22 protein-coding genes are annotated in these 22,357 nt (G+C 67.9%); 10 read left to right on the top strand and 12 right to left on the bottom strand.

Features of this window, described 5'->3' with window-relative positions; genetic code table 11:
• From lpqB to BJ987_RS11690, 4 genes are all read right to left on the bottom strand, one after another.
• Positions 1-1,854, bottom strand: a complete 1,854-nt coding sequence (lpqB, locus tag BJ987_RS11705) for an MtrAB system accessory lipoprotein LpqB (protein WP_209888103.1) — start codon at positions 1,852-1,854, stop codon at positions 1-3.
• A complete protein-coding gene (gene mtrB / locus BJ987_RS11700; protein WP_209898213.1) occupies positions 1,851-3,587 on the bottom strand; it encodes an MtrAB system histidine kinase MtrB in 1,737 nt (578 codons plus the stop codon). Before mtrB ends, lpqB begins: the two co-directional genes overlap by 4 nt.
• Before the next feature lie 175 nt (positions 3,588-3,762).
• Entirely contained in the window at positions 3,763-4,440 is a 678-nt protein-coding gene (gene mtrA, locus BJ987_RS11695) for an MtrAB system response regulator MtrA (RefSeq protein ID WP_062984230.1), read from the bottom strand.
• Positions 4,441-4,518: 78 nt separating this feature from the next.
• Complete coding sequence (locus BJ987_RS11690; protein WP_209888100.1) at positions 4,519-5,166, bottom strand: dTMP kinase; 648 nt, start codon at positions 5,164-5,166, stop codon at positions 4,519-4,521.
• Positions 5,167-5,243: 77 nt separating this feature from the next.
• On the opposite strand from BJ987_RS11690, the gene BJ987_RS11685 reads away from it, so the two are divergent.
• A complete protein-coding gene (locus BJ987_RS11685; RefSeq protein ID WP_209888097.1) occupies positions 5,244-5,528 on the top strand; it encodes a hypothetical protein in 285 nt (94 codons plus the stop codon).
• A gap of 310 nt (positions 5,529-5,838) precedes the next feature.
• On the opposite strand, the gene ahcY is transcribed toward BJ987_RS11685, so the two are convergent.
• The 5 genes from ahcY to cofD form a co-directional block, all read right to left on the bottom strand.
• Complete coding sequence (gene ahcY / locus BJ987_RS11680) at positions 5,839-7,305, bottom strand: adenosylhomocysteinase (protein ID WP_209888094.1); 1,467 nt, start codon at positions 7,303-7,305, stop codon at positions 5,839-5,841.
• 58 nt (positions 7,306-7,363) lie between these two features.
• Positions 7,364-8,521 (bottom strand): alkane 1-monooxygenase, encoded by a 1,158-nt coding sequence (locus BJ987_RS11675; protein ID WP_209888091.1) that lies wholly within the window; start codon positions 8,519-8,521, stop codon positions 7,364-7,366.
• Positions 8,522-8,963: 442 nt separating this feature from the next.
• Complete coding sequence (locus tag BJ987_RS11670) at positions 8,964-9,482, bottom strand: NUDIX hydrolase (RefSeq protein ID WP_209888088.1); 519 nt, start codon at positions 9,480-9,482, stop codon at positions 8,964-8,966.
• Positions 9,479-10,828 (bottom strand): coenzyme F420-0:L-glutamate ligase, encoded by a 1,350-nt coding sequence (locus BJ987_RS11665; RefSeq protein ID WP_372446849.1) that lies wholly within the window; start codon positions 10,826-10,828, stop codon positions 9,479-9,481. Before BJ987_RS11665 ends, BJ987_RS11670 begins: the two co-directional genes overlap by 4 nt.
• Positions 10,822-11,790, bottom strand: coding sequence for a 2-phospho-L-lactate transferase (cofD, locus tag BJ987_RS11660; RefSeq protein ID WP_209888082.1), 969 nt, complete (start codon positions 11,788-11,790; stop codon positions 10,822-10,824). The genes BJ987_RS11665 and cofD overlap by 7 nt, the downstream gene beginning before the upstream one ends.
• Before the next feature lie 540 nt (positions 11,791-12,330).
• On the opposite strand from cofD, the gene BJ987_RS11655 reads away from it, so the two are divergent.
• The 7 genes from BJ987_RS11655 to BJ987_RS11625 all read left to right on the top strand — a co-directional run bounded on the left by BJ987_RS11655 (position 12,331) and on the right by BJ987_RS11625 (position 18,717).
• Positions 12,331-12,564: a WhiB family transcriptional regulator gene (locus tag BJ987_RS11655; RefSeq protein WP_194815746.1), complete on the top strand. Its 234-nt coding sequence runs from the start codon at positions 12,331-12,333 to the stop codon at positions 12,562-12,564.
• Between the two features lie 142 nt (positions 12,565-12,706).
• On the top strand, positions 12,707-13,180 hold the full coding sequence (locus tag BJ987_RS11650; RefSeq protein ID WP_209888079.1) for a metallopeptidase family protein: 474 nt from the start codon (positions 12,707-12,709) through the stop codon (positions 13,178-13,180).
• Positions 13,181-13,254: 74 nt separating this feature from the next.
• Positions 13,255-13,638, top strand: coding sequence for a DUF3499 domain-containing protein (locus tag BJ987_RS11645; protein WP_245366860.1), 384 nt, complete (start codon positions 13,255-13,257; stop codon positions 13,636-13,638).
• A 69-nt stretch (positions 13,639-13,707) separates the two neighbouring features.
• Positions 13,708-15,084, top strand: coding sequence for a phosphomannomutase/phosphoglucomutase (locus BJ987_RS11640; RefSeq protein WP_209888073.1), 1,377 nt, complete (start codon positions 13,708-13,710; stop codon positions 15,082-15,084).
• Positions 15,085-15,241: 157 nt separating this feature from the next.
• A complete protein-coding gene (locus BJ987_RS11635) occupies positions 15,242-16,462 on the top strand; it encodes a tobH protein (RefSeq protein ID WP_209888070.1) in 1,221 nt (406 codons plus the stop codon).
• A complete protein-coding gene (manA, locus tag BJ987_RS11630; protein ID WP_209888067.1) occupies positions 16,462-17,685 on the top strand; it encodes a mannose-6-phosphate isomerase, class I in 1,224 nt (407 codons plus the stop codon). Before BJ987_RS11635 ends, manA begins: the two co-directional genes overlap by 1 nt.
• 105 nt (positions 17,686-17,790) lie before the next feature.
• Positions 17,791-18,717: a cation diffusion facilitator family transporter gene (locus BJ987_RS11625; protein WP_209888064.1), complete on the top strand. Its 927-nt coding sequence runs from the start codon at positions 17,791-17,793 to the stop codon at positions 18,715-18,717.
• On the opposite strand, the gene BJ987_RS11620 is transcribed toward BJ987_RS11625, so the two are convergent.
• Entirely contained in the window at positions 18,714-20,180 is a 1,467-nt protein-coding gene (locus BJ987_RS11620; RefSeq protein WP_209888061.1) for a phytoene desaturase family protein, read from the bottom strand. The genes BJ987_RS11625 and BJ987_RS11620 overlap by 4 nt on opposite strands.
• 57 nt (positions 20,181-20,237) lie before the next feature.
• Positions 20,238-20,843 (bottom strand): TetR/AcrR family transcriptional regulator, encoded by a 606-nt coding sequence (locus BJ987_RS11615; protein WP_209888058.1) that lies wholly within the window; start codon positions 20,841-20,843, stop codon positions 20,238-20,240.
• 117 nt (positions 20,844-20,960) lie between these two features.
• Between BJ987_RS11615 and BJ987_RS11610 the strand changes: the two genes are divergently transcribed.
• Positions 20,961-21,368 (top strand): DUF4267 domain-containing protein, encoded by a 408-nt coding sequence (locus tag BJ987_RS11610; RefSeq protein WP_209888055.1) that lies wholly within the window; start codon positions 20,961-20,963, stop codon positions 21,366-21,368.
• Between the two features lie 135 nt (positions 21,369-21,503).
• The gene (locus tag BJ987_RS11605) at positions 21,504-21,722 is read left to right on the top strand and encodes a DUF4287 domain-containing protein (RefSeq protein ID WP_209888052.1); all 219 of its coding nucleotides are present in this window, start codon (positions 21,504-21,506) and stop codon (positions 21,720-21,722) included.
• Between the two features lies 1 nt (position 21,723).
• Here the strand turns inward: BJ987_RS11605 and BJ987_RS11600 are convergent, their stop codons facing one another.
• Complete coding sequence (locus BJ987_RS11600; protein ID WP_209888049.1) at positions 21,724-22,305, bottom strand: Uma2 family endonuclease; 582 nt, start codon at positions 22,303-22,305, stop codon at positions 21,724-21,726.
• Positions 22,306-22,357 lie beyond the last annotated feature (52 nt).

Below are 22,357 nucleotides of genomic sequence, written 5' to 3'. Positions count from 1 at the left end.
TCAGCCCGGCAGTACCGGAACCGCGCTCGACCCCAGACCCGGCACCTCACGCCAATACGGCTCTCCGCCATCCGGATTGCTCGTCAACTCCAGCACAGCCCGGGAATCGGCGACGTACTGGTGCTGCGGCGACGCGCTGACCAGCCGCACCGGCGGCGTGAGATTCTGGCTGATCTGCGAGACCAGCTGGGACCCATCGATCGAGACGGTGCTCACCGGATCGATATTGCCCTCCCGGCCGATCATGATCGTGTCGGCGTTCAGCCAGCTCAGCGACACCGCGCGGGTGCTGAGCCCGACCGCGATCGGCAGCGGCGAGGTGAGCGCGTAGCTGCCGTTGGCGCGGCGTTCGACCACGGCGACATAGACCTTGCCGTCGGCGATCAGCGCGGCGCGCACCCCGGTCCGGGAGACGCGCAGCTCGGTGATGGGCAGCCGCGGCATCGGATCTCCCTGCGCCGTCAGCAAAGCCGAGATGTCGACTTCCTGAGGCGACACGGTGCCGGTCGCGCGGTCGTTGACCGCGCGGATGACCCGCTCCCCGTCGACCACCGCCCAGGCGGCGCTGCCGTCGGAGTTCCACGAGGGCCGGCTGATGCTGCCGCCCTCGGCGATCGGGAAGGCGGTGCCGCCATAGCTGCCGACCATCAGGGTGCGCTGCGGCTCGGGCGCGGGCCGGCCGGAATCGGCGACCGCCGCGACGAATTGGCCATCCGGTGAGATCGCCGCCGCCTGCAGATTGTTCACGGTGCCGAAATAGCCGGGCGCGTTGAGCACACCGGTCTCGGTCACCTGGGCCAGCGCCCCGCCGCGCAGGGCATGCAGGCCGATCCGGTTCTGGCTCTGCACCGCGGGGCTGAGCTGTTGCACGTCGGCAACCGACCAGCCGGTCGCGGCGAAGCGGTCGTCGAGGGGCTTGCCGTCGGCGAGCAGCATGTACGGGCCGAGCACCTCGGCGCCCGCCAGGGTGAGCACCACCTGTCCGGCCAGCAGTTCCCGGTCGCGCGGACTGAGATTCGCCGCGCCCGCGAAATCTATTCGCACACCGCCCAACCCGACACCGACCTCGTCCGGGTCGCCGTTGGCCTTGGTGATCTGGCCACGCAGCGTCACCGGCGCGGTCAGTTCGTTGCGGACCACCGGCGCCAGCGCCGGCTGGGTGCCCGCGCTGATCAACGTGAGCAGGCGCGCGGCCAGCTGGTTCTTGGGCGCGGCGATCCAGCGCAGGTCCGGGACCAGTGTCGTCCCCGTGGGGTCGACGAAGTACAGCACATAGCGCCGATAGGACTTGGCGAAGGCCGATTCGTCCATCACCACGCCGTTGGGCAGATCGTCGATGCGCCACTGGCCGTCGACCTTGCTCATCTCGATCTTGTTTTCCAGCACCGTCCCCTCGACGGCTCGATAGGAGCCGTCGGCCGACAGTTCGGCCACCCGGCGCGCGCGAATCACGTAGGTGGCCCGATCACCGGTGCGGGACTCGCGCAGGGTGTCCGGTCGTTCCACGATGGTGGTGCTGATCGCGTCGTCCCATTTGGCGGAAGCCGCCGGGGTCATGAACTGGCGGGCGGCCAGGTGCCGGTTCGCGGGGTCGGCGGTAGCTCCGAGAAAATCTCGCAGCAGCAGATCGGGGTCGCGGTCGAGCAGGGGCGGCGGCGGTCCGTCCGAGGTGGGTTCGCGGTTGATGGTGCCCAGGGCCTGCGGCGAGGAGTTCTCCGGCAGGCTGGCACAGCCCGTCAGCGCGGTCACCACCGCGAGGGCGCAGATGGCCAGCGCCGTCAGCCGCGACCTGCGCCGGGGAAGCGCCGGGGCGGACTGGGCAGGATAGCCGCCGGTGTGGGTAGACACAGTCATGACTGTTTGTCTCCGGGTTCGGTGAGCACGCCGGACCCGGGCGGTTGCGCGCCGTCCGGGGGAGAAGCCGCTTCCGCGGCCACGGAGTTGCCGTTCTCGGACGGTCCGACCGGGCGGAACGGCTGACTCGATCCGTCCGCGTCATCGGCCTCCAACTCGACCGGCGGGGGCGGCTTGCGCTGCGACGGTTCCAGCGGCAGCGGGCTCGGGCCCAGTTTGCGCCCGCGGACCAGCGGCAGCGTCAGCCGGAAACTCGCCCCGACACCGGCCTCGCCCCAGGCTTCCAGACGGCCCTCGTGCAGATTCGCGTCTTCGACACTGATCGACAAGCCCAAGCCGGTGCCGCCGGAACGCCGCATCCGGGAGGGGTCGGAGCGCCAGAACCGGTTGAAGACCAGCTTCTCCTCGCCCGGCCGCAAACCGACACCCTGATCGCGCACCACTACCGCGACCGCGTTGGCGTCGACGTCGCCGCGCATCCGGATCAGTACCGGTTTGCCTTCGCTGTGATCGAGCGCGTTGGCGAGCAGATTCCGCAGCACCCGCTCCACACGGCGTGGATCCACCTCCGCGACAAGGGGTTCCTCGGGCAGGTCGACGATCACCTCGACGCCCGTGTCCTTGGCCAGGTGCCGGACGGTGGAGATGGCGGCCCGCGCGCACATCCGCAGATCCAGCGACTCCACCTGGAGTTCGGCCACGCCGGCGTCGTGACGGCTGATCTCGAGCAGGTCGTTGAGCAGACCTTCGAATCGGTCCAGTTCGGTGACCAGCAGTTCGGAGCTGCGGGCGAGCGCGGGATCGAGGTCGTCGCTGCTGCCGTGGATCAGGTCCGCGGCCATGCGCACGGTGGTCAGCGGGGTGCGCAGTTCGTGGCTGACGTCGGAGGTGAAGCGGCGCTGCAGATTACCGAACTCCTCGAGCTGGGTGATCTGGTTGGACAGGCTTTCGGCCATCTCGTTGAACGCCTGCGCCAGGCGCGCCATATCGTCCTCGCCGCGCACCAGCATGCGTTCCTTGAGGCGACCGTCGGCGAAGCGGCTGGCGATACGGGCGGCGGACCGGATCGGCAGCACTACCTGACGGGTGACCAGCGCGGTGATCGCGGCCAGTAACACCAGTAGGACCAAGCCGCCGATCATCATGGTGCCGCGCATCAGCGACAGACTGCGTTCCTCGTTGGACAGCGGGAAGATCAGATAGATCTCCAGCGTCGGCACCTCGGCGCTGGGGCTGCCGATGATCAGGGCGCGGCCGTGCCGGCCGTCGGAGTCCGTCACCATCGCGAATTGGTAGCTGACCTGGTTGCGTTGCACGAACCGGCGCAGTTCCTCGGGGACCTCCTGGATCGGCCCGGTGAAGATCTGCTGCTGCGGTGCGCCACCGACCATGGCCAGCGCGGAGTCGAAACCGCCTGCGGCGCCGGAGGATCCGCTGCCGCCGGCCCGGTCGGACAGGGCGCTGCGGGCGTCGGTGAGGCGCTGTTCCTGGGAACCGGCGTCGTGCGCGCCCACCAGCTGGCTCTCGACTGTATTGCGGGCCCGATCCATTTCCTCGACCGCCGCGTTGATCTTCGCGTCCAGCAGACGGTCGGTGATCTGACTGGTCAGCACCACACCGAGGATGGTGATCACGATCAGCGACAGCGTCAACGTGGAGACGATGACGCGCAGCTGCAGCGATCGGCGCCAGACATGACCGAGCCCGGTACCGACCTCTTTGAGCCAGGCCACCGCGGGCGCGAGCGATTCTTCCAGGCGCGCGGCAAGCCTGGACGCTTCGGCCGACCGCTGTCCCCCTGATCCGCCGCGCGGGCGCTCCGGGTTTTCGGTCACCGCCGCGCCTCGTCAGCGCTCGCCTCCGCGCCGACCGAGGTCGCTGCGTCGAATGGCTCGCTCGCGCGCTCGATCACGGAGGTCCGGCCTTGTACCCGACCCCGCGCACGGTAAGCACGATCTCCGGATTCTCGGGATCCTTCTCGACCTTCGCACGCAACCGCTGCACGTGCACGTTCACCAGACGAGTGTCGGCGGCGTGCCGGTATCCCCAGACCTGCTCCAGCAGGACCTCACGGGTGAACACCTGGCGCGGTTTGCGCGCGAGCGCGACGAGCAGATCGAATTCCAGTGGCGTCAGCGAGATCTGCGCACCACCGCGAGTCACCTTGTGCGCGGGCACGTCGATGACGATGTCGGCGATGGAGAGCAGCTCGGCCGGCTCCTCCTCGGTGCGCCGCAGCCGCGCCCGCACGCGGGCGACGAGCTCCTTCGGCTTGAACGGTTTGACGATGTAATCGTCGGCGCCGGACTCCAAACCGAGCACCACGTCGACCGTGTCGGTCTTGGCGGTGAGCATCACGATCGGAACGCCGGAATCGGCCCGCAGCACGCGGCATACATCGATGCCGTTCATGCCGGGCAGCATCAGGTCCAGCAACACAAGATCGGGGCGGATCTCACGAACCGCCGCCAGGGCCTGCGTGCCGTCGCCGACCACGTGCGGGTCGAACCCTTCCCCGCGCAAGACGATCGTGAGCATCTCAGCGAGTGCCATATCGTCGTCGACGACCAGAATCTTGGGCTTCATAATTACTATGTTGTCATCTCCCAGGCCAGGAACGGGCCGCCACGCCAACACTGGTGCGAACCCGCCGCACATCCAACCTTATCCGGAAACCAATTCGGCCAATCGCGCGGCCGCCGATGCCGGATCGTCATCGGATCGTATTCTCCACCAAGGACTGCGCCAGTTGCCTTCGGCCAGCTCACGATAGACCTCGAGGGTGCGCCGCTGTAATCCGCCGTCGCGTTCGTAGGCGTCCAGTGCGCGAGTCGCGTCGAGTTCGCCGCGCTTGCGCGCGCGGTCGGCCGCGAGCTCGGTATCGACGTCCAGCAACAGCTGCAGATCCGGCGTGGGCAGCTGGAAACGGCCGAACTCCAATTCGGCCACCCAACGCGCGATCTCGCTGTCGGCGGATTGCGCGAGGCGGGCCGCGTTGTAGGCCGCGTTGGAGGCGACGTAGCGGTCCAGAATGACGATGTCGTTGTCCAGCACCAGCTTCGTCAGCTCGGCGCGGGCGTCGGCGCGATCGAGGGCGAACAGCAACGCCATCGCATTCACCGATTCCGCCAGATCCCCGTGCGCGCCACGCAGGGCCTCGGCGGCGAGGTCGGCGTGCACCGACCGGCCGTAACGCGGGAAGGCCAGCGTGCTCACCCGCAGTCCATCCGCGCGCAACCGGGCGGCCGTCGCCTCGATCAGCGTGCGCTTGCCCGCACCGTCGAGACCCTCCACCGCCACCAGCACACCCATGGGCAGGAGATTACAGGCGCGCAAGCCACTGCAATTCGGGGCCTCGCGGCCGAGCCGAATCCGGCTTGAATGCACTGATGAACCTCTACCTCGCACGCACGGGGACGATCGCGTTCCTGCTCATCGCGACACCGGCCTGCATCGCCCCGAGCGCCGTGGCCGAACCCGCCGCGATCGGGTCGGTGACCGGGTCCGCGTACCCGGGGTCGGGCCCGGCGACCGCCTTCCGGCTATGCAGCCTGGTTCGGATGATCGTCCCGAGCACCACCTGCCTGCCACCCGGGACGGGCAAAGCGCAGGACCCCGTCGGGCGCAACAGGATTCATGCGAAATCGCTATTTGGCGAGGCCCAGCTCACGTAGGGTGGGGACACCTCCCACCGAGGGGCGGTGTGGCAACCAGCTAGTCCAGGCCACACCGCGCCGAGGGAGGAGGTGATGGAATGGCTAAGCATCGTCGGCGGAAAAGCAAGTCCCCGGTCGACTACGGCATAGTCCTCACAATGGCTGCCGTAATCGCCGGGGCGCTGGTGCTAGTCCGTCGAGTATGGATTAGTTAACCCATCAGGTAGGGATCGTCTGTCGCGGGCGGTCCCTACCGCTCAACATCACATGCGTGACGCACACCATGATACTTGACACGGAACGGCCACGACAGCGAATCGCGGCCTCGTCAGTACCGGTAGTGCTCCGGCTTGTACGGGCCTTCGACATCGACGCCGATGTACTCCGCCTGATCCTTGGTGAGCTTGGTCAGCGTGCCGCCGAGCGCTTCGACGTGGATCTTGGCGACCTTCTCGTCCAGGGCCTTGGGCAGCCGGTAGACCTCGTTGTCGTACTGCTCCGGCTTGGTCCACAGTTCGATCTGCGCGATGACCTGGTTGGAGAAGCTGTTCGACATCACGAACGACGGGTGACCGGTGGCGTTGCCGAGGTTCAGCAGGCGGCCTTCGGACAGGACGATGATCGCCTTGCCGGACTCCTTGAAGGTCCACTCGTCGACCTGCGGCTTGATGTTGATCCGGGTCGCGCCCGAACGCTCCAGCGCCGCCATATCGATCTCGTTGTCGAAGTGACCGATATTGCCGAGGATCGCGTGATCCTTCATCGCCTTCATGTGATCGAGGGTGATGATGTCCTTGTTGCCGGTCGAGGTGATGACGATGTCGGCGTCGCCGATCGCCTCCTCGACGGTGACGACGTCGTAGCCGTCCATCAACGCCTGCAGCGCGTTGATCGGGTCGATCTCGGTGACCTGGACCCGAGCACCCTGTCCGGCAAGCGATTCCGCGCAGCCCTTGCCGACATCGCCGTAACCGCAGATCAGCACCTTTTTGCCGCCGATGAGCACATCGGTGCCGCGGTTGATGCCGTCGATCAGCGAGTGGCGGGTGCCGTACTTGTTGTCGAACTTCGACTTGGTGACCGAGTCGTTGACGTTGATGGCCGGGAACACCAGCTCACCCGCGGCGGCGAACTGGTAGAGCCGCAGCACGCCGGTGGTGGTCTCCTCGGTGACGCCCTTGACGCTCTCGGCGATCTTGGTCCACTTGGACTTGTCGGCTTCGAGGCTGGCGCGCAACAGGTTCAGGAACACCTTGTACTCGGCCGAGTGATCCTCCTCCTCCGGCGGCACGACGCCGGCCTTCTCGAACTGCGCGCCGCGCAGCACGAGCATGGTGGCGTCACCGCCGTCGTCGAGGATCATGTTGGCCGGTTCCTCCGGCCAGGTGAGCATCTGCTCGGCGGCCCACCAGTACTCCTCCAGCGTCTCGCCCTTCCAGGCGAAAACCGGGGTGCCCTTGGGCTCCTCGACAGTGCCGTGCGGCCCGACGACGATGGCCGCGGCGGCATGGTCCTGGGTGGAGAAGATGTTGCACGAGGCCCAGCGGACCTGCGCGCCGAGCGCGACCAGGGTCTCGATGAGCACCGCGGTCTGCACCGTCATGTGCAACGAGCCGGAGATCCGCGCGCCCTTGAGCGGCTGCACGTCGTGATACTCGCGGCGCAGCGCCATCAGGCCGGGCATCTCGTGCTCGGCGAGGCGGATCTCCTTGCGGCCGAACTCGGCCAAGGACAGATCGGCTACTTTGTAATCGATGCCGTTGCGCACATCGGCGGTAAGTTCTGAGGTCGTCATCAGCCTCTCCTGGTCGACAGTTCCGCGACCAAGGCTAGTCGGAGACGACAGTCACGGGTTACGCGGTCGCCTCGTTCGCGGACAGGATCCGGCGGCGCTTACGCGGCTGGATGTTCGCGCGACTGATATCGCCGTCGTAGTGCGCGATCACGCGGTGGTCCATCACCGCGCGCCACAGCGGCGGGATGGCCGCGAACACGATCATCGAGGCGTAGCCGGCGGGTAGTTGCGGGGCTTGCATGGAGCTGCGCAGGGTTTGATAGCGACGGCCCGGATTGGCGTGGTGGTCACTGTGCCGCTGCAGATGGAACAGGAAGATGTTGGTGACGAGCCGGTCGCTGTTCCAGCTGTCCCGCGCGGAGCAGCGGGCGTAATTGCCGTTGGGCCGCCGCTCCCGGAGCAGGCCGTAATGCTCTACGTAGTTCACCGTTTCCAGCAGCGCCGCGCCGATCACCGCCTGCAGCAGCAGGTAGGGCAGCGCACCGATGCCGAACACCGCGACCAGGCCACCGAACAGCACGATCGACATCGACCAGGCTTGCAGGATGTGGTTGTGCGGGTCCCACCAGCGCTTGCCCTTGCGCGCCAGGCGCTCGCGTTCCAACGCGATGGCCGAGCGGAAACCGCCGATCACGCTGCGGGGCAAGAACTCCCACAGGGATTCGCCGAGCCGGCCGCTGGCCGGGTCCTCGGGGGTGGCGACCCGGACGTGGTGGCCGCGGTTGTGCTCGACGAAGAAGTGGCCGTAGCAGGACTGCGCCAGCGCGACTTTCGCGAGCCAGCGTTCCAGATGCTCCACCCGGTGCCCGAGTTCGTGCGCGGCGTTGATGCCGATCCCGCTGACGAAGCCGAGCGTCGCCGCCAGGCCGAGCTTGTCCAGGACGCTCAGGTCATTGCCGGCCCACATGAAACAGGCGATCCCCAGACCGATCAGCTGGATGGGTAGGAAAAGGTATGTGCACCAACGGTAGTACCGATCGTTGGACAGCAGCTCGTAGTCCTCGTCCCGGGGGTTGCTGCCGTCCTCGCCCACCAGCCAATCCAGGATCGGAATGACTACCAGCACGATGATCGGCCCGATCCACCAGAACACTGCTTGCCCGGTGTGAAGCACCAGTTGAGAAGGCAAGAGCGCACATGAGGGGGCGATCAGGCCGAGAACCCACAAATGGCGTTTTGGATCGGGAGACCCCGCAGGTTTGCCAGCCGATTGCACGTTTGCCCCGCTAAATAAGAACCCTAACTCCGACGCATGAGAATACTTACAGACTTTACGTCTGTTACAACGGCACCGAGTGGGGAAACGTGGCAGTGGTTACAACGGCGGCGGTCGTTATTTGAGTGGAGTCACATGTGACTGCGGTCACCGCACACGTCCGGCTAACGAAGGGTGCCCTGACTTGGAAGTCCTTGCCGCGGTAGCCGGGACCAGCACCGATCGAGTCGGCGGGACCTGCGGCGCCTACCGCGCGGGCTGCGGAGCCACAGGAAGCGAAAGGTGACGAACCGCTCTCGCCCGGCGGTTTACCGAGGCGCGCCGGGGGCGATCGACCCCTCGAAAACCGGAGCAACAGCCCGGCATCGAGGCAAAGACGGAGTACAACGATTTGGTATCAACATGTTTCGAGCGGGAATCCGGCGCACTGTGGTAGGGCCGATCAGCGCAGCAGCACTTCGGCATTCGGCGGCAGCGCGTCGACGGGCCACCAGCGCAGATCGGTGGATTCGTGGCTGCGCACCGGCACCGCGCCCGGCGGGGCGGTGATCCGGAACAGCAGATCCAGATGCCGGGTCGGCACGCCCAGCGAACAGGTGATCGGATGGGCCTGCGCGCCATACAGTTCCGGGTCCATGACCAGACCCTCGATACCGGACTCCTCGGTCGCCTCACGCAAGGCGGCGTCGACGACGGTCTCGTCGGTCTCCTCACAGTGGCCGCCGAGCTGGATCCAGCGGCCCACGCGCGGGTGCAGGGTCAGCAGCACCGCGCCGCCGTCGTGCGAGAAGACGACGGCGGAGGCGGTGATGTGCCCCGGGGCGTGCTCGCGCAGGCAGCCGCGCGGCGCCGACCCGAGGAACGCGAGCATCGCCTCCCGCAGCGCATGTTCCGGACCGGTTGGCGGTGACCAAGTTTCGAGCAGTTTCGTGGCCGAGGCGTGCAGCGACTCGGCGGTCACAGCTCGACCAACCCGTCGCCCGGACTGCGCGCGGGCCGGGGCGCCAGTTCCTCCAGCGGGTAACCGACCGCGATCGCCCCCAGCGGATTCCAGTCGGCCGGCAATCCGAGCACCTCGCGGGTGACCTCGGGAGCGAAAATGGTCGACCCGATCCAGCAGCTGCCGATCCCCTCGGTGGCCAGCGCCACCAGCAGGCCCTGCACCGCGGCGCCCACCGCGACGGTGAACATTGTCTGCTCGGCGGCGCGGCGGCGCTCGTCGGGATAATCGTGCGCGCCGTCGGGGACACAGAACGGGATGATCACCTCGGGGGCGTCGAAAAGGATGCGGCCGCGGGCGACTCGGCGCTCGACGCTCTCGGGTGTCCGGCCGTCGGAGCCGAGATCGGCGCGCCACTTGTCGGCCATCGCTTCCAGCAGCGCGGCGCGGCGGTCCGGATCGCGCAGCCAGACGAAACGCACGGGCCGGGTGTGATGCGGTGCGGGCGCGGTCAACGCCACCCCTACCGCGGCCCGGATACGGTCGGGATCCACCGGGGTATCGGCGAACTGGCGCACCGAGCGGCGCAGCAGGATCGCTTCCCGCCGGCCCTGCTCGATCGCCTCGGCGGTGCCGAGCCAGAACAGGTCCTCCGTGCCACCGCGCAGCAGATCCCGCGCGCTCGACCCGTCATCGGTGATCGGGAGCCCGCGCACCACCGCGACCGGGAGCCCGCCGAGCTTGCCCTTCACCAGATCCGCCGCCGCGGCGAGTTCGTCGGCCAGCGCGATCTGGGTGACGTGCAGTTCGTTGCCCTGTGTGTCCACCGCGCCCGCGTAGTCGTGCAGCACCCGCAGGCCGGCCGCGCCGATGGCGGCATCGGTCTGGCCGTTGCGCCAGGCCCGGCCCATGGTGTCGGTGATGACCACCGCGACATCGACGCCGAGCTGGTCGGCGAGCGCGGTGCGCAAGGCCTTGGCGCTGGCGTCGGGATCGGCGGGCAGCAGCACCAATTCGCCCTGCTCCACATTGGAGCCGTCGACACCGGAGGCAGCCTGGACGATGCCGAGCTTGTTCTCGGTGATCAGGGTGCGGCCTTTGCGCGCGAGCACCCGCACCGCTTCCTGATCGACCAGCGTCCGGCGCGCGGCGTCGCGCTCCTCCGGATCCAGCGGCGCGGTGACGATGCGGCCCTCGGCTTTGGCCACGATCTTGCTGGTGACCACGAGGATGTCGCCGTCGGCCAGCCACGGCGCGCAGGCGGCGATGTGCGCGGCGACATCATCGCCGGGCCGGAACTCGGGCAGCCCGGTGACCGGCAGAATCGTCAGTTCGGCCGCAGCGTGATCGACGATCGGGTTCACCACTTCACCCCAGCCAGATCCAGTGCCTCCCGGACGATTTCGGCGGTCGTCGGCGGGTCGGTCATCAGCAGCGGTACGCTGCGCACTTCGACGCCGGGCACCTCGGCGGTGTCGGTGGTATGGATCAGCCAGCCGTCCAGAATGCCGGTGGCCGTGCGGGCGCCGTAGTAGCGGCCGATCGCCTCGGCGGTGGTGTCCACGCCGATCACCGACAGGCATTCGTCGGCCATGCCGCGCAACGGCTTGCCGTCGATCACCCCGGACACCCCGATCACCTTCGCCTCCGTGGTGCGCAACGCACCCCGGATTCCGGGCACCGCGAGGATGGAACCGATGCTGACAACCGGGTTCGAAGGGGCCAGCAGAACGGCATCTGCCGCAGCTATGATCTCCGTCACATTTGGTGCCGGTTTCGCTTCATCTGCCCCGATTGTGGCAAATCCGTACGTTTCGAGGTTCGCTCGATAGCGCACCCACCACTCTTGAAAATGGATCGCGCGGCGTTCGCCAGGGCGCTCCGGATCACTCACAACGACATGCGTTTCACAGCGATCGTCGGTTGCCGGGATGAGTTCGACGCCCGGCTGCCACCGGTTGCAGAGCGCTTGGGTGACCGCCGAAAGCGGGTATCCGGCACGCAGCATTTCAGTTCGAATCAAGTGCGTGGCGATATCGCGATCGCCCAGGCCGAACCAATCCGGCTGCGCGTTGTATTTCGCCAGCTCTTCCTTGGCGTGCCAGGTTTCCCCGAGCCGGCCCCAGCCGCGCTCGGTATCAATGCCGCCACCCAGGGTGTACATGCAGGTATCGAGGTCGGGGCAGATACGGAGACCGTGCATCCAGACGTCGTCGCCGACATTGACGATGGCCGAGACATCGGCCTCGGGAAGCAGTTCCCGGACGCCCTGCAGAAAACGCGCGCCCCCTACGCCGCCGACCAGGACGGCGATCTTCGGCGCGCGCACGGTGGTGCCGTCCGCTTGTTGTGCAGTCACATCCGCACAGCCTAGGCGTAACCGACGCGCCCGACCGCAAGATCCTATTTGCTATCCATTTGCTATGGCTGACACCAAGATCAGGCCGGAAAACGGTGGCGGATAGTAACGGAATAGCGTCGGCCGCTTGACCATCGACACGTCCGGCGTGTCTAATCACAGTCATGTCATTCCGGGTTCGCGCGAGACCTCAAGGCGCGGACGGCTTTTCGAACGCATGTTCGCACTGGGGTGACGAGCTCGGGGATGTCCGCGGGACAACGTCGCGGGGTAGTGCCGTCGGTGTGCGCGTTGGTCCGACGGAAAGAATCATTCTGCGCTAACACACAGTGAGGAGGCGGAGCGATGGCCGACGATATGGTCACGCCAACCGATTCCACAGCAGGCGCAGCACGTGGCGTCTGCGCAGACATCGGCGGCATCGAACACGCGGCAGGTGACGAATTCTCGCAACAACCCGAGGTCGCACAGGCACCCCGGTTGAGCCTGATCGTCACGGGCTTCGACGAGATGTTCGAAACCATCGAAGAACAGTGGCAAGAGCGTGCTCTGTGCGCGCAGACCGATCCGGAGGCGTTCTTCCCCGAGAAGGGCGGCTCGACCCGCGAGGCGAAACGGATCTGCATGGGCTGCGAGGTTCGGGACGAGTGCTTGGAGTACGCACTCGCGCACGACGAACGCTTCGGTATCTGGGGCGGCCTCTCCGAGCGGGAGCGCCGCCGCCTCAAACGCGGCATCGGATAGTCCCGCGGTACCGGTTTCTCCGACAGCGAACACTCGCGCCGGCCTCTCCCGAGGTCGGCGCGAGTTTGTCCGGGCCCGGACCCCACCGCGGACGACCGCCACCCCGCACGGAGTCGCCGGGCGACGCAGTAAGTTTCTCTCTATGGCACGCTCCCGCAACCGACGACCCCCGACCGCCCGGTCGGTGATCCGCCGCGGCCGTGGGGTGCGCGGGCCCATGCTCCCGCCGACGGTCCCGGCCTGGCGCACCCGCGGCCAGCAGTTCGACCGTCTCGTCCTGGAGGCGTTCGCGCCCCTGGACAGCCGCTGGCACGACCGGCTCACCAAACTCGACATCGCGGTCGACGATGTACCGAAAATTCGTCCGCTGCACCCCGATTCGGTCACCTGGCCGGACGAGGTGGTGGCCGACGGCCCCGTTCCGCTGTCCCGCCTGATCCCCGCCGGGGTCGATCGGCACGGCGCCGCGACCCGCGCCCGGGTCGTGCTGTTCCGCAAGCCCCTGGAACTGCGCGCGGGCGACCCGGACGATCTGGTGGAACTGCTCCGCGAGGTCCTGGTGCAGCAGATCGCCACCTACCTCGGCGTCGACCCCGAGATCATCGATCCCGAATAGCCCGAATCGTCGATCTAGAGCGTGTCTGAGCCCGTGAAAGGGCCAGGGGGGTTACTCTTCTCGGCGTGATCCCCATGCGTCGTTGTTGCCGACCAGGCTGCAAGAATCCGGCCGTCGCGACGCTCACCTATGTGTACTCCGACTCCACGGCAGTCGTCGGCCCGCTGGCCACCGTCGCCGAACCGCACTCCTGGGATCTGTGTGAAACGCACGGATCCCGGATCACCGCCCCCAAGGGGTGGGAGCTGGTCCGGCACGAAGGCGGATTCTCCTCCAGCACACCGGATGACGACGATCTGACCGCGCTGGCCGAGGCGGTGCGCGAGGCCGGTTTACGTCGTCGTCCGCCCGAGCCGGCCGCCGATCGCGGTTACCGCGATTACTCCGCGCCGCCGCCGCGCACCACCCGCACCGGTCGTCGCGGTCACCTACGTGTACTACCGGACCCGCCCGGCTGATCCCGCGTGACCGCGCACAATCCCGCCCAGCTGAGTTCCGGTGTGCCTGTGCACACTAGGGTGGAGCGCATGACAGTCGCCCGCTCTGCCGAGTCCGTGAACGCGGTCATCAAGGCCTACGACGTCCGCGGTGTTGTCGGAGAACAGATCGACGCGCAATTCGTCGGCGATGTCGGCGCCGCGTTCGCGCGCCTGATGCGCGCCGAGGGCGCGACCCGCGTGGTCGTCGGCCACGATATGCGCGAATCCTCCCCCGGCCTGGCCGCCGCGTTCGCCGACGGCGTCCTCGATCAGGGCCTGGACGTGGTGCACATCGGCCTGGCCTCCACCGACCAGCTGTACTTCGCCTCCGGCAACCTCGGCTCCCCCGGTGCCATGTTCACCGCCAGCCACAATCCGGCCCGGTACAACGGCATCAAGCTGTGCCGCGCCAACGCGCTGCCCGTCGGCCAGGAAACCGGTCTGGCGACGATCGCGGCCGAGGTCACCACCGGGGTGCCCGGCTACGACGGCCCCCGCGGCTCCGCCACCGAACTCGACCTGCTGACCGCCTACGCCAAGTACCTGCGCGGCCTGGTCGAGCTGGACAACGTCCGTCCGCTGACCATCGCGGTGGACGCGGGCAACGGCATGGGCGGGCACACCGTCCCCGAGGTGCTGGGCACGCTCCCGCAGCTGAAGGTCGTGCCGCTGTACTTCGAGCTGGACGGCTCGTTCCCGAACCACGAGGCCAACCCGCTGGATCCGGCCAACCTGGTCGATCTGCAGAAGCTGGTGCGCGAGTCCGGCGCCGATATCGGACTGGCGTTCGACGGTGACGCCGACCGCTGCTTCGTCGTCGACGAGAAGGGCGAGCCGATTTCGCCCTCCGCGATCACCGCCCTGGTCGCCGAGCGGGAGCTGACCAAGGAACCCGGCGCGGTGATCATCCACAACCTGATCACTTCGCACGCGGTGCCCGAGCTGGTGACCCGCCTGGGCGGCACCCCGGTGCGCACCCGGGTCGGGCATTCGTTCATCAAGCAGGAAATGGCTTCCACCGGCGCGGTTTTCGGCGGCGAGCACTCCGCGCACTACTACTTCCGCGACTTCTGGGGCGCCGACTCCGGCATGCTCGCGGCCCTGCACGTGCTGGCCGCGCTCGGCGAATCCGACCGCCCGATCTCCGAGCTCATGGCCTCGTATGAAACGTATGCGGCTTCCGGGGAGATCAACTCCACAGTGGCGGACGCGAAGGACCGGACGATGGCCGTGCTGGACGCGTTCGGCGCTCGCGCGAAGTCAGTGGACCGGCTCGACGGCGTGACGGTCCAGCTTCCGGACGACGCCTGGTTCAACTTGCGCGCCTCGAATACCGAACCGTTGCTCCGGCTCAACGTGGAAGCCAGGTCGCCGGAGGAAGTAGACGCACTTGTGACAGAGATTCTGAGCATCGTCCGAGCCTGACTGGAATAGTGGAATTACTCAGCGGTGGAGGCACCCGTCAGCACTCTGAGGACCGAGAGGTAGACGGCTCAGCTTGTCGCGAAGATTCTGAGCGTCGTCCGCTCCGGACTGGAATAGTGGAATCACAGCAGCGCGATGAGGGGAGGTGGGACGCCCGATGATCGCTGGAACACCGGTGCTCGACCTCGACGATGCCGCTTCGCTCGAAGCCGCCGATACCGGCGGCGCCTTGCGCTCGGCCGCTTCCGGCGGCGCGCAGGTACGTGCGACCGCGGCGGCCGTCGGTGAGGATGTGCTCGGCCGCCTCACCGGCTTACGTCCCCGCAGTGTGGTGCTGGTCTGTGGCTCCGGCCGCGCCGCGCGCGCCGCGGACCTGTTGATCGCCGCGCTCGGCGATCGGGCCAGTCTGCCGATCGTCACGGCGGGCACGCTGCCGCCCTGGGTCGGTCCCCTCGATGTGGTGCTGGTCGCCGGTGACGACGCGGGTGATCCGCGCCTGATCGACTCGGTGGACCGAGCCGTGCGCCGCGGCGCCGAAGTGGTGGTCGCCGCTCCGCTGGAGGGCCCGTTGCGGGCCGCCGCGGCCGGCCGGGCCGCCATTCTGGAACCCCGGGTGCAGGTCCTCGCCTACAACCGCATGCTGCGCTTCCTGGCGGCCGGCATCTCCGTGCTGCGCCTGGTCGATCCGGTGCGCACCGCCGATGCGGTGCCCGATCTCACCGCGCTCGCCGACGTGCTGGACGCCGAGGCGTTGCGCGACGGCCCGCACAGCGACGTCTTCCACAATCCCGCCAAGACCTTGGCCGCGCGGATGCAGCAGCGCGGGATCGTGCTGGCCGGTGATTCCCCCGCCGCGGCCGCACTGGCCGGGCACGGCGCCGAGGTGCTGTTGCAGTCGGCGGGCCGAGTGGCCGCCGGGGTGGATCTGGCCGAGGCCGTCGCCGCGCACTCGCGCATCGCCGAGGCCGCGGGCGGAGCCACCCCCGATTTCGATCCGCTGTTCCACGACGAGGAACTCGACGGGCCCGCGCCGGTGGAGCGGGTCGGGGTGTTCGTGCTCAGCGCCGATCCGGATCAGTCCGCGGCCCGGCGCCGGATCGCGGTGTTCGGCGGCGGTTCCGGTCTGGTGGACGCCGATCTGGTCAGCGCCGATGTCGACCTGCTGCAGGCCTCGCTGGCCGACCCGAGCGTGCCCACCGCCGCCCGGATCGATGATCCGGCCGCGGTGCAGCCCGGCACGTCCGGGCACGGCACCGAACTCGAACAACTCGCGGTGCTCGCGCTGCGACTGGAGATGGCCGCGGCCTATCTGCGGCTGCTCAGCGCCGGCACCTCCGCGAGCACGAGCGACGAGCATTTCGACGGGGGACGCTACTAGTGCACGAACTCGTTGGTGCACTTCGTTCCTACGCTTGGGGTTCGCGCACCGCGCTGGCGCAACTGTGCGGCCGACCGGTCCCGTCGGCACATCCGGAAGCCGAACTGTGGTTCGGCGCGCACCCCGCCGATCCCGCGCATGTGCGGCTGGGTGACGACACTCGTTCACTGCTGGAATTTCTCGCCGCCGACCCGGCTCGTGAACTCGGCTCGGCCGCATCGGAATTCGACGGCAAGCTGCCGTTCCTGCTGAAGATCCTGGCCGCCGAAGAGCCGCTGTCGCTGCAGGCGCATCCGAGTGTGGAGCAGGCCAAAGTCGGCTGGGAACGGGAGAACCGGGCTCGAGTGCCGTTGGATTCGCCCCTGCGAAACTACCGCGACGACAACCACAAACCGGAACTGGTGGTGGCGCTGGACCGGTTCGAAGCGCTGGCCGGCTTCCGCGATCCCCGCCGCACCGTCGCCCTGCTGCGCGCGCTCGACGTGCCCGCGCTCATGCCGTTCGCGGATCTGCTTGCCGCCCAACCGGACTCCGCCGGACTGCGGACCTTGTTCACGACCTGGATCACCCTGCCGCAGAACGTCCTCGAATCGCTGCTGCCCGCGGTACTGGACGGCTGTGTGCGCTACCTGCACGGCCGGGGCGAGCGCATGTTCATCCCCGAGGTGCGGACCGCGCTGGAACTCGCCGAGGCCTACCCGGGCGACGCCGGGGTGCTGGCCGCGCTGTTGCTCAACCGGCTCACCCTGGAACCCGGGCAGGGCCTGTTCCTGGCGGCCGGAAATCTGCACGCCTACCTGCGCGGGCTCGGCGTGGAGATTATGGCCAACTCCGACAATGTGCTGCGCGGCGGTCTCACGCCGAAGCATGTCGATGTCCCGGAGTTGCTGCGGGTCTTGGACTTCGAGCCGATCGACCTGCCCGTGGTACTGCCGGAATACGCGCCCGACGGTTCCTTGCGCTATCGCACGCCCGCCCCGGAATTCGCGTTGCGCCGCGTGGATCTGCCGGCCGGCGCGGAGGCGCCACTGACGGCGGCCGGCCCGGGCATCGTGCTGTGCACCTCCGGTGCGGTACTGCTGCGGCAGGACGGCGACGAATTGCCGCTCGGTCGCGGCGCCGCGGCCTGGATCTCCGCCTCCGACAAAGAAATTCGCGCCTCTGCGGTCGACGGCGCGGCCCAGGTTTTCTGCGCGTGTGTGGGCGGGGACACCACAGGCTGAGAAGTGATCCGGGCCGGGTGACACGGAGAGGGGCATTCCACACAGGTCTGCTGCCGCAGGTGTGTCGGCGGCCGGTTGACCCGCGCCGCCGGTAGTTTGGCGGGCATGTCAGGCGGCGGCAGCAAGACAGCGATCTTCGCGGCGCTGGGCGCGAACGCCGGGATCACCGTGGCCAAGTTCGCCGGTGCCCTGATCACCGGGTCCTCGTCGATGATGGCCGAGGCCATTCACTCGGTCGCCGACACCGGAAATCAGGGCCTGCTGCTGGTCGGGCAGAAACGCTCCGAACACGAGCCCGACGCGAAACACCCCTTCGGCTACGGACGCAACCGCTACTTCTACGCGTTCGTGGTCGCACTGGTGCTGTTCACCCTCGGCTCGCTCACCGCGATCCACGACGGGATCAACAAGATCCGCGATCCGGAACACCTGGAGAAGCCGGTCGTGGCGATCACCATCCTCGTGGTCGCCCTGTGCCTGGAAGGCTTCAGCCTGCGCACTGGCATGCGGGAATCCCGGGGCCTCAAAGGCCGCGCGAGCTGGTGGCGGTTCATCCGGGAGACCCGCAATCCCGAACTGCCCGTGGTGCTGCTGGAAGACAGTGGCGCGTTGATCGGCCTGAGCTTCGCCTTCGCCGGTGTCGGGCTGACCACGCTGACCGGCAACCCGATCTGGGACGGCATCGGCACCCTGGCGATCGGGATCCTGCTCGGCCTCATCGCCGTCATCCTGATCGTGGAGATGAAGAGCCTGCTCATCGGTGAGGGCGCGACCCCGGAGGAGACCGCGGCGATCCGCGCGCATCTGGTCGACGGCAATCGCATCGATCAGGTGCTGCGCATGCGGACCGAATACCTCGCGCCGGATCAGCTGATGGTGGCCGCGAAGATCCGGATGACGCCGTTCCTGGACGTCACCGAGGTCGCGGACGCCATCAACGCCGCCGAGGCGCGCGTGCGCATGGCCGTGCCGAATGTCGACGTGATGTATCTGGAGCCGGAGATCTACCGCCCGAAGCCGATCCAGCGTTAGCCCGCCCGGCGGGCGGGATCCAGCAACTCCAACGGGTCGGTGCGGATACCGAACTCGCGGCGCAGTACGTGGCGGGCGGCATGCATGCCGTTCATTCCGTGCACACCCGGGCCGGGCGGTGTCGAGGACGAGCACAGGTAGACACCGGGCACCGCGGTGGCATACGGGTTCCAGCGAGCCACCGGCCGGAAAGCCGTCTGGCGCAGGTTCATCGCGCCGGCGGAGATGTCCCCGCCGAAGTAGTTGGCATTGTGCGCGGGCAGTTCGGCGGCGGTCCACACGTGCTTGGCCAGGATGAGATCGGAGAAACCGGGTGCGAAGCGTTCCACCTGGGCGACGACCTGATCGCTGATGTCGCGGGTCGACCCGTTGGGGACGTGTGCGTAGGTGTAGAAGGTGTGGCCGCCGGCCGGCGCGCGGGTGTCGTCGACGACACCGGGCTGGATGGCGAGCACATAGGGACGCTCGGCATGCCGGCCCGCCGCCACGGTGCGCTCGGCCAGCATGGTTTCCGCGCGCGTGCCGGACAGGTGCAGGGTGCCCGCGAGCTCACAGCCCTTGGCACGCCACGGAACCGGGCCGGACAGCGCGAAATCGACCTTGCAGGCCGCGCCGCCGTAGCGGACCCGCCCGAGCTGGTTGGCATATCGCGGCGGCAGCCGGTCGCCGCCGATACGCAGCAACTCGGCCGGGGAGGTATCCAGGAGTACCGCACGCGCCGTGGGGAATTCGGCCAGCGAGTCGACTCGCTGACCGGTGTAGACCTTGCCGCCGAGCCGTTCGAGTTCGGTGATCAGCGCGTTCGGAATCGCCTGGCTGCCGCCGCGGGGCAACACCCAGCCGCCCGCGTAGGCCAGGGTCCCGAGCAGCAGGCCCGCGCCGACCGCGGGCAACGCGCGCGGCTGGGTAATGGCGTGTGCGGCAACGCCGGTCAACAGCGCGGGTGCGACATCGTCCTGAAATCGTTTGTTCCACAGGGGCGATCCCTGTTCGAGCAGGCGCATACCGAACCGCGCGGCGGTGGGCAGGTCGGCCGGTAGGCGGCGCATATCCGACATGGCGACATCGACGACGCCCTGCCAGTCGCGCACCAGCGGCTCGAAGAGCCCGCGCCACGCGGCGCCGTCGCGGCCCAGGCCCGCCACGGTGCGGTCCAGATCGCGCCAGGCCAGGCCCGCGCGGCCGCCGTCGAGCGGGTGCGCGTAGGACACCTCGGGCACGAGCAGGTCGACACCGTGCGCCGCCAGGTCGAAGGCGCGAAAGAAGGGGGACGCCAAGGCCATCGGATGCGCACCGGCGCACACGTCATGGTGGTAGCCGGGCAGGGTGAGTTCGGCGGTACGGCAGCCACCGCCCGCGGTGGGCTGGGCCTCGAAGACCTCCACCGAGAGGCCCGCCCGCGCCAGGATCACCGCCGCGGCGAGTCCGTTGGGTCCTGATCCGACCACTGCGACATCAGCCATGACTTCACGCTACCGGCGAAACGCGCACTGGTCGCGAGCCGTAATCGAACGCACAGGTCAGTCGTGCCTGGGTTGGTGCTCCGACTTTCCGAAGGCGGCGAGCCACTGGCCGACCAGGATGGTGAGGCGCTGCTCGCGCAGATCGTCGACCAGACGGCCGGCCCGCTCGAGGGTGGCGATGCCGTGCATGGCGCTCCACGCGACCTCGGTCAGGGCCGCGAGGTCGGGTTCGTCGGAGAAGGGTACGAACAGCGCCTGGATCTCACCGAAGGCGTCGCGCAGGGATTGCGGAGCGTCGGGGCCGAACTGAAGGTCGGTGTGCAGGACGAACATCGCGTCGTAGCGGGCCGGGTTGTCGGCGGCGAAGTCCAGGTAGGCGCGGGCGACCGTGCCGAGAGCTTCCTCCGGGGAGCCGGCGGACTCGCGGGCTGCGCGCAGTGCCGTGGTGAGTTCGATGATGCCCTGCTCGGCGACGGCCGAGACGATGGCGGACTTGCCGGCGAAGTGGCTGTAGAGCACGGGCTGGCTGTATTCGATGCGCTCGGCGAGTTTGCGTACCGTCACCGCCTCCCAGCCGCTGGTCTCGGCGAGTTCACGGGCGGTGTCGATGATGCGCTGGTGCCGTTCGGCGCGTTCGCGTTCCTTGCGGGCTTGCGTGCTCATGGTCGATATTCTAGCAGCGCTAGACAATCTATCTAAGCTCGTTTACAGTTGCTCTCGAACCTAGCGATGCTAGAAAACGGAGCGCCGGTATCCCGGTGCCGCACAACAGGAGTCACCATGAACGTCGCACGCCTCGCCACCGCCTTCTCGATCATCGGGGGGCTCTTCATCATCTACGTCGGCGTGAGCTACCTGTTCCTGCCCGAGGCCACCGCCAGCGGTTTCGGCCTCCCGGCCTGGCCCGCGGGTGACGCCGCCGGTTTCCTGAACGTCAAAGGCGTGCGTGATATCGGGACCGGCGTAGTGATCCTGGCGCTGCTCGCCGCGAAACAGCGCTACGCGCTCGCCATCACCACCCTGGCGATGGCACTGATCCCGTTCGGCGACATGCTCACCATCCTCCGCTGGGACGGGTCCACCACCATCGCCCTCAGCGTGCACGGCCTGACCGCCGCCTTCGTCGCCCTCACCGGCGCACTGCTGCTCTGGGAGCGCCGGACCACCCAGGTTCCCGTCGCCGCCTGAACGCCGATCGTTTCCCACCGGCGCCGACCTGCGGGTCGGTGCCGGTGTTGTGTTCTGGCACACAGTTATCCGGACGCCGATGACTTCACCGTGGCACTGCCGTCAACAGGGATAACAACGAGCAAGGAGAACACCATGGCCGCGACCAAGCCGCACGGACCCGCTTCCTACTTCCCGTCCATCGAGGCGAAGTACGGGCGCACCATCGAGGAGTGGCAGACGGCGATGCGGGAGAGCGGCCTGACCTCGTTCAAGGAGCTCGTCGGATGGCTGAAGACCGAGCACGGCTTCGGACACGGCCACGCCACCGCGATCACGCAGCATTACCTGAACCCCGAAAAGTGGGCTTCCTGAGTCACTCCGGCTTGGTGACACGGGGCTTCAGGTCGGCAAGATTCAACACGACCGACGCACCGTCCAGCTCGCGGGACATCCGCCCGGCTCCCTCCCCCACCTGCTCGTACTCGCCGCCGATCAGGCGATAGGCGATGAGACTCAGCGGATCCACTGGATCTATCAGCCAGTAATGGGTTATGCCGGCCTCGGAGTACTCAGCGAACTTCGTGATTTGATCGGTTCGCCGGGTCCCCTTGGAGAGAACTTCGACGGCCAAGAGCACGTCGGCTGGATCGAACCGGGGCGGATTCTGGTTGTAGACCGCTGTCCGGACCACCATCGAATCGGGAGCTCGGACGGTCGGCGGGTCCGTAGAGTCAACCGCCAACTCCGTATCGATGACCACCGTCCAGGCTTCGCTCAACTGTGGCTCCAGCTGCGCGGCGAGCCGCCAGCAAATACGCTGGTGTTGCGGCAGAGCCTTCGGTGACACGATCAGCACCCCCTCGACAAGCTCGTAGTGACGGCTGTTGTCTTCGGGCAGTGCATCCCATTCGTCCAGGCTGAGCAGATGATCGGGTGAATGCACGACAGTCACCATTCCTCCTCCCCGCCGGTACCGATACCGGTTCAGTTTCGCACAGGACCCGCGC

Source organism: Nocardia goodfellowii (assembly GCF_017875645.1).
Taxonomy (GTDB): domain Bacteria; phylum Actinomycetota; class Actinomycetes; order Mycobacteriales; family Mycobacteriaceae; genus Nocardia; species Nocardia goodfellowii.
Note: the sequence above shows the minus strand (reverse complement) of the source record. Positions and strands in the feature narration are given on the sequence as shown.

Coding starts and splice junctions, on each gene's coding strand:
- BJ987_RS11635 (WP_209888070.1), top strand. CDS start 15,242: ATGATCGCTGGAACACCGGTGCTCGACCTCGACGATGCCGCTTCGCTC.
- BJ987_RS11685 (WP_209888097.1), top strand. CDS start 5,244: ATGAACCTCTACCTCGCACGCACGGGGACGATCGCGTTCCTGCTCATC.
- BJ987_RS11650 (WP_209888079.1), top strand. CDS start 12,707: ATGGCACGCTCCCGCAACCGACGACCCCCGACCGCCCGGTCGGTGATC.
- BJ987_RS11640 (WP_209888073.1), top strand. CDS start 13,708: ATGACAGTCGCCCGCTCTGCCGAGTCCGTGAACGCGGTCATCAAGGCC.
- lpqB (WP_209888103.1), bottom strand. CDS start 1,854: ATGACTGTGTCTACCCACACCGGCGGCTATCCTGCCCAGTCCGCCCCG.
- BJ987_RS11605 (WP_209888052.1), top strand. CDS start 21,504: ATGGCCGCGACCAAGCCGCACGGACCCGCTTCCTACTTCCCGTCCATC.
- BJ987_RS11615 (WP_209888058.1), bottom strand. CDS start 20,843: ATGAGCACGCAAGCCCGCAAGGAACGCGAACGCGCCGAACGGCACCAG.
- BJ987_RS11620 (WP_209888061.1), bottom strand. CDS start 20,180: ATGGCTGATGTCGCAGTGGTCGGATCAGGACCCAACGGACTCGCCGCG.
- ahcY (WP_209888094.1), bottom strand. CDS start 7,305: ATGACGACCTCAGAACTTACCGCCGATGTGCGCAACGGCATCGATTAC.
- BJ987_RS11645 (WP_245366860.1), top strand. CDS start 13,255: ATGCGTCGTTGTTGCCGACCAGGCTGCAAGAATCCGGCCGTCGCGACG.
- BJ987_RS11655 (WP_194815746.1), top strand. CDS start 12,331: ATGTTCGAAACCATCGAAGAACAGTGGCAAGAGCGTGCTCTGTGCGCG.
- BJ987_RS11600 (WP_209888049.1), bottom strand. CDS start 22,305: ATGGTGACTGTCGTGCATTCACCCGATCATCTGCTCAGCCTGGACGAA.
- BJ987_RS11625 (WP_209888064.1), top strand. CDS start 17,791: ATGTCAGGCGGCGGCAGCAAGACAGCGATCTTCGCGGCGCTGGGCGCG.
- BJ987_RS11690 (WP_209888100.1), bottom strand. CDS start 5,166: ATGGGTGTGCTGGTGGCGGTGGAGGGTCTCGACGGTGCGGGCAAGCGC.
- mtrA (WP_062984230.1), bottom strand. CDS start 4,440: ATGAAGCCCAAGATTCTGGTCGTCGACGACGATATGGCACTCGCTGAG.
- BJ987_RS11610 (WP_209888055.1), top strand. CDS start 20,961: ATGAACGTCGCACGCCTCGCCACCGCCTTCTCGATCATCGGGGGGCTC.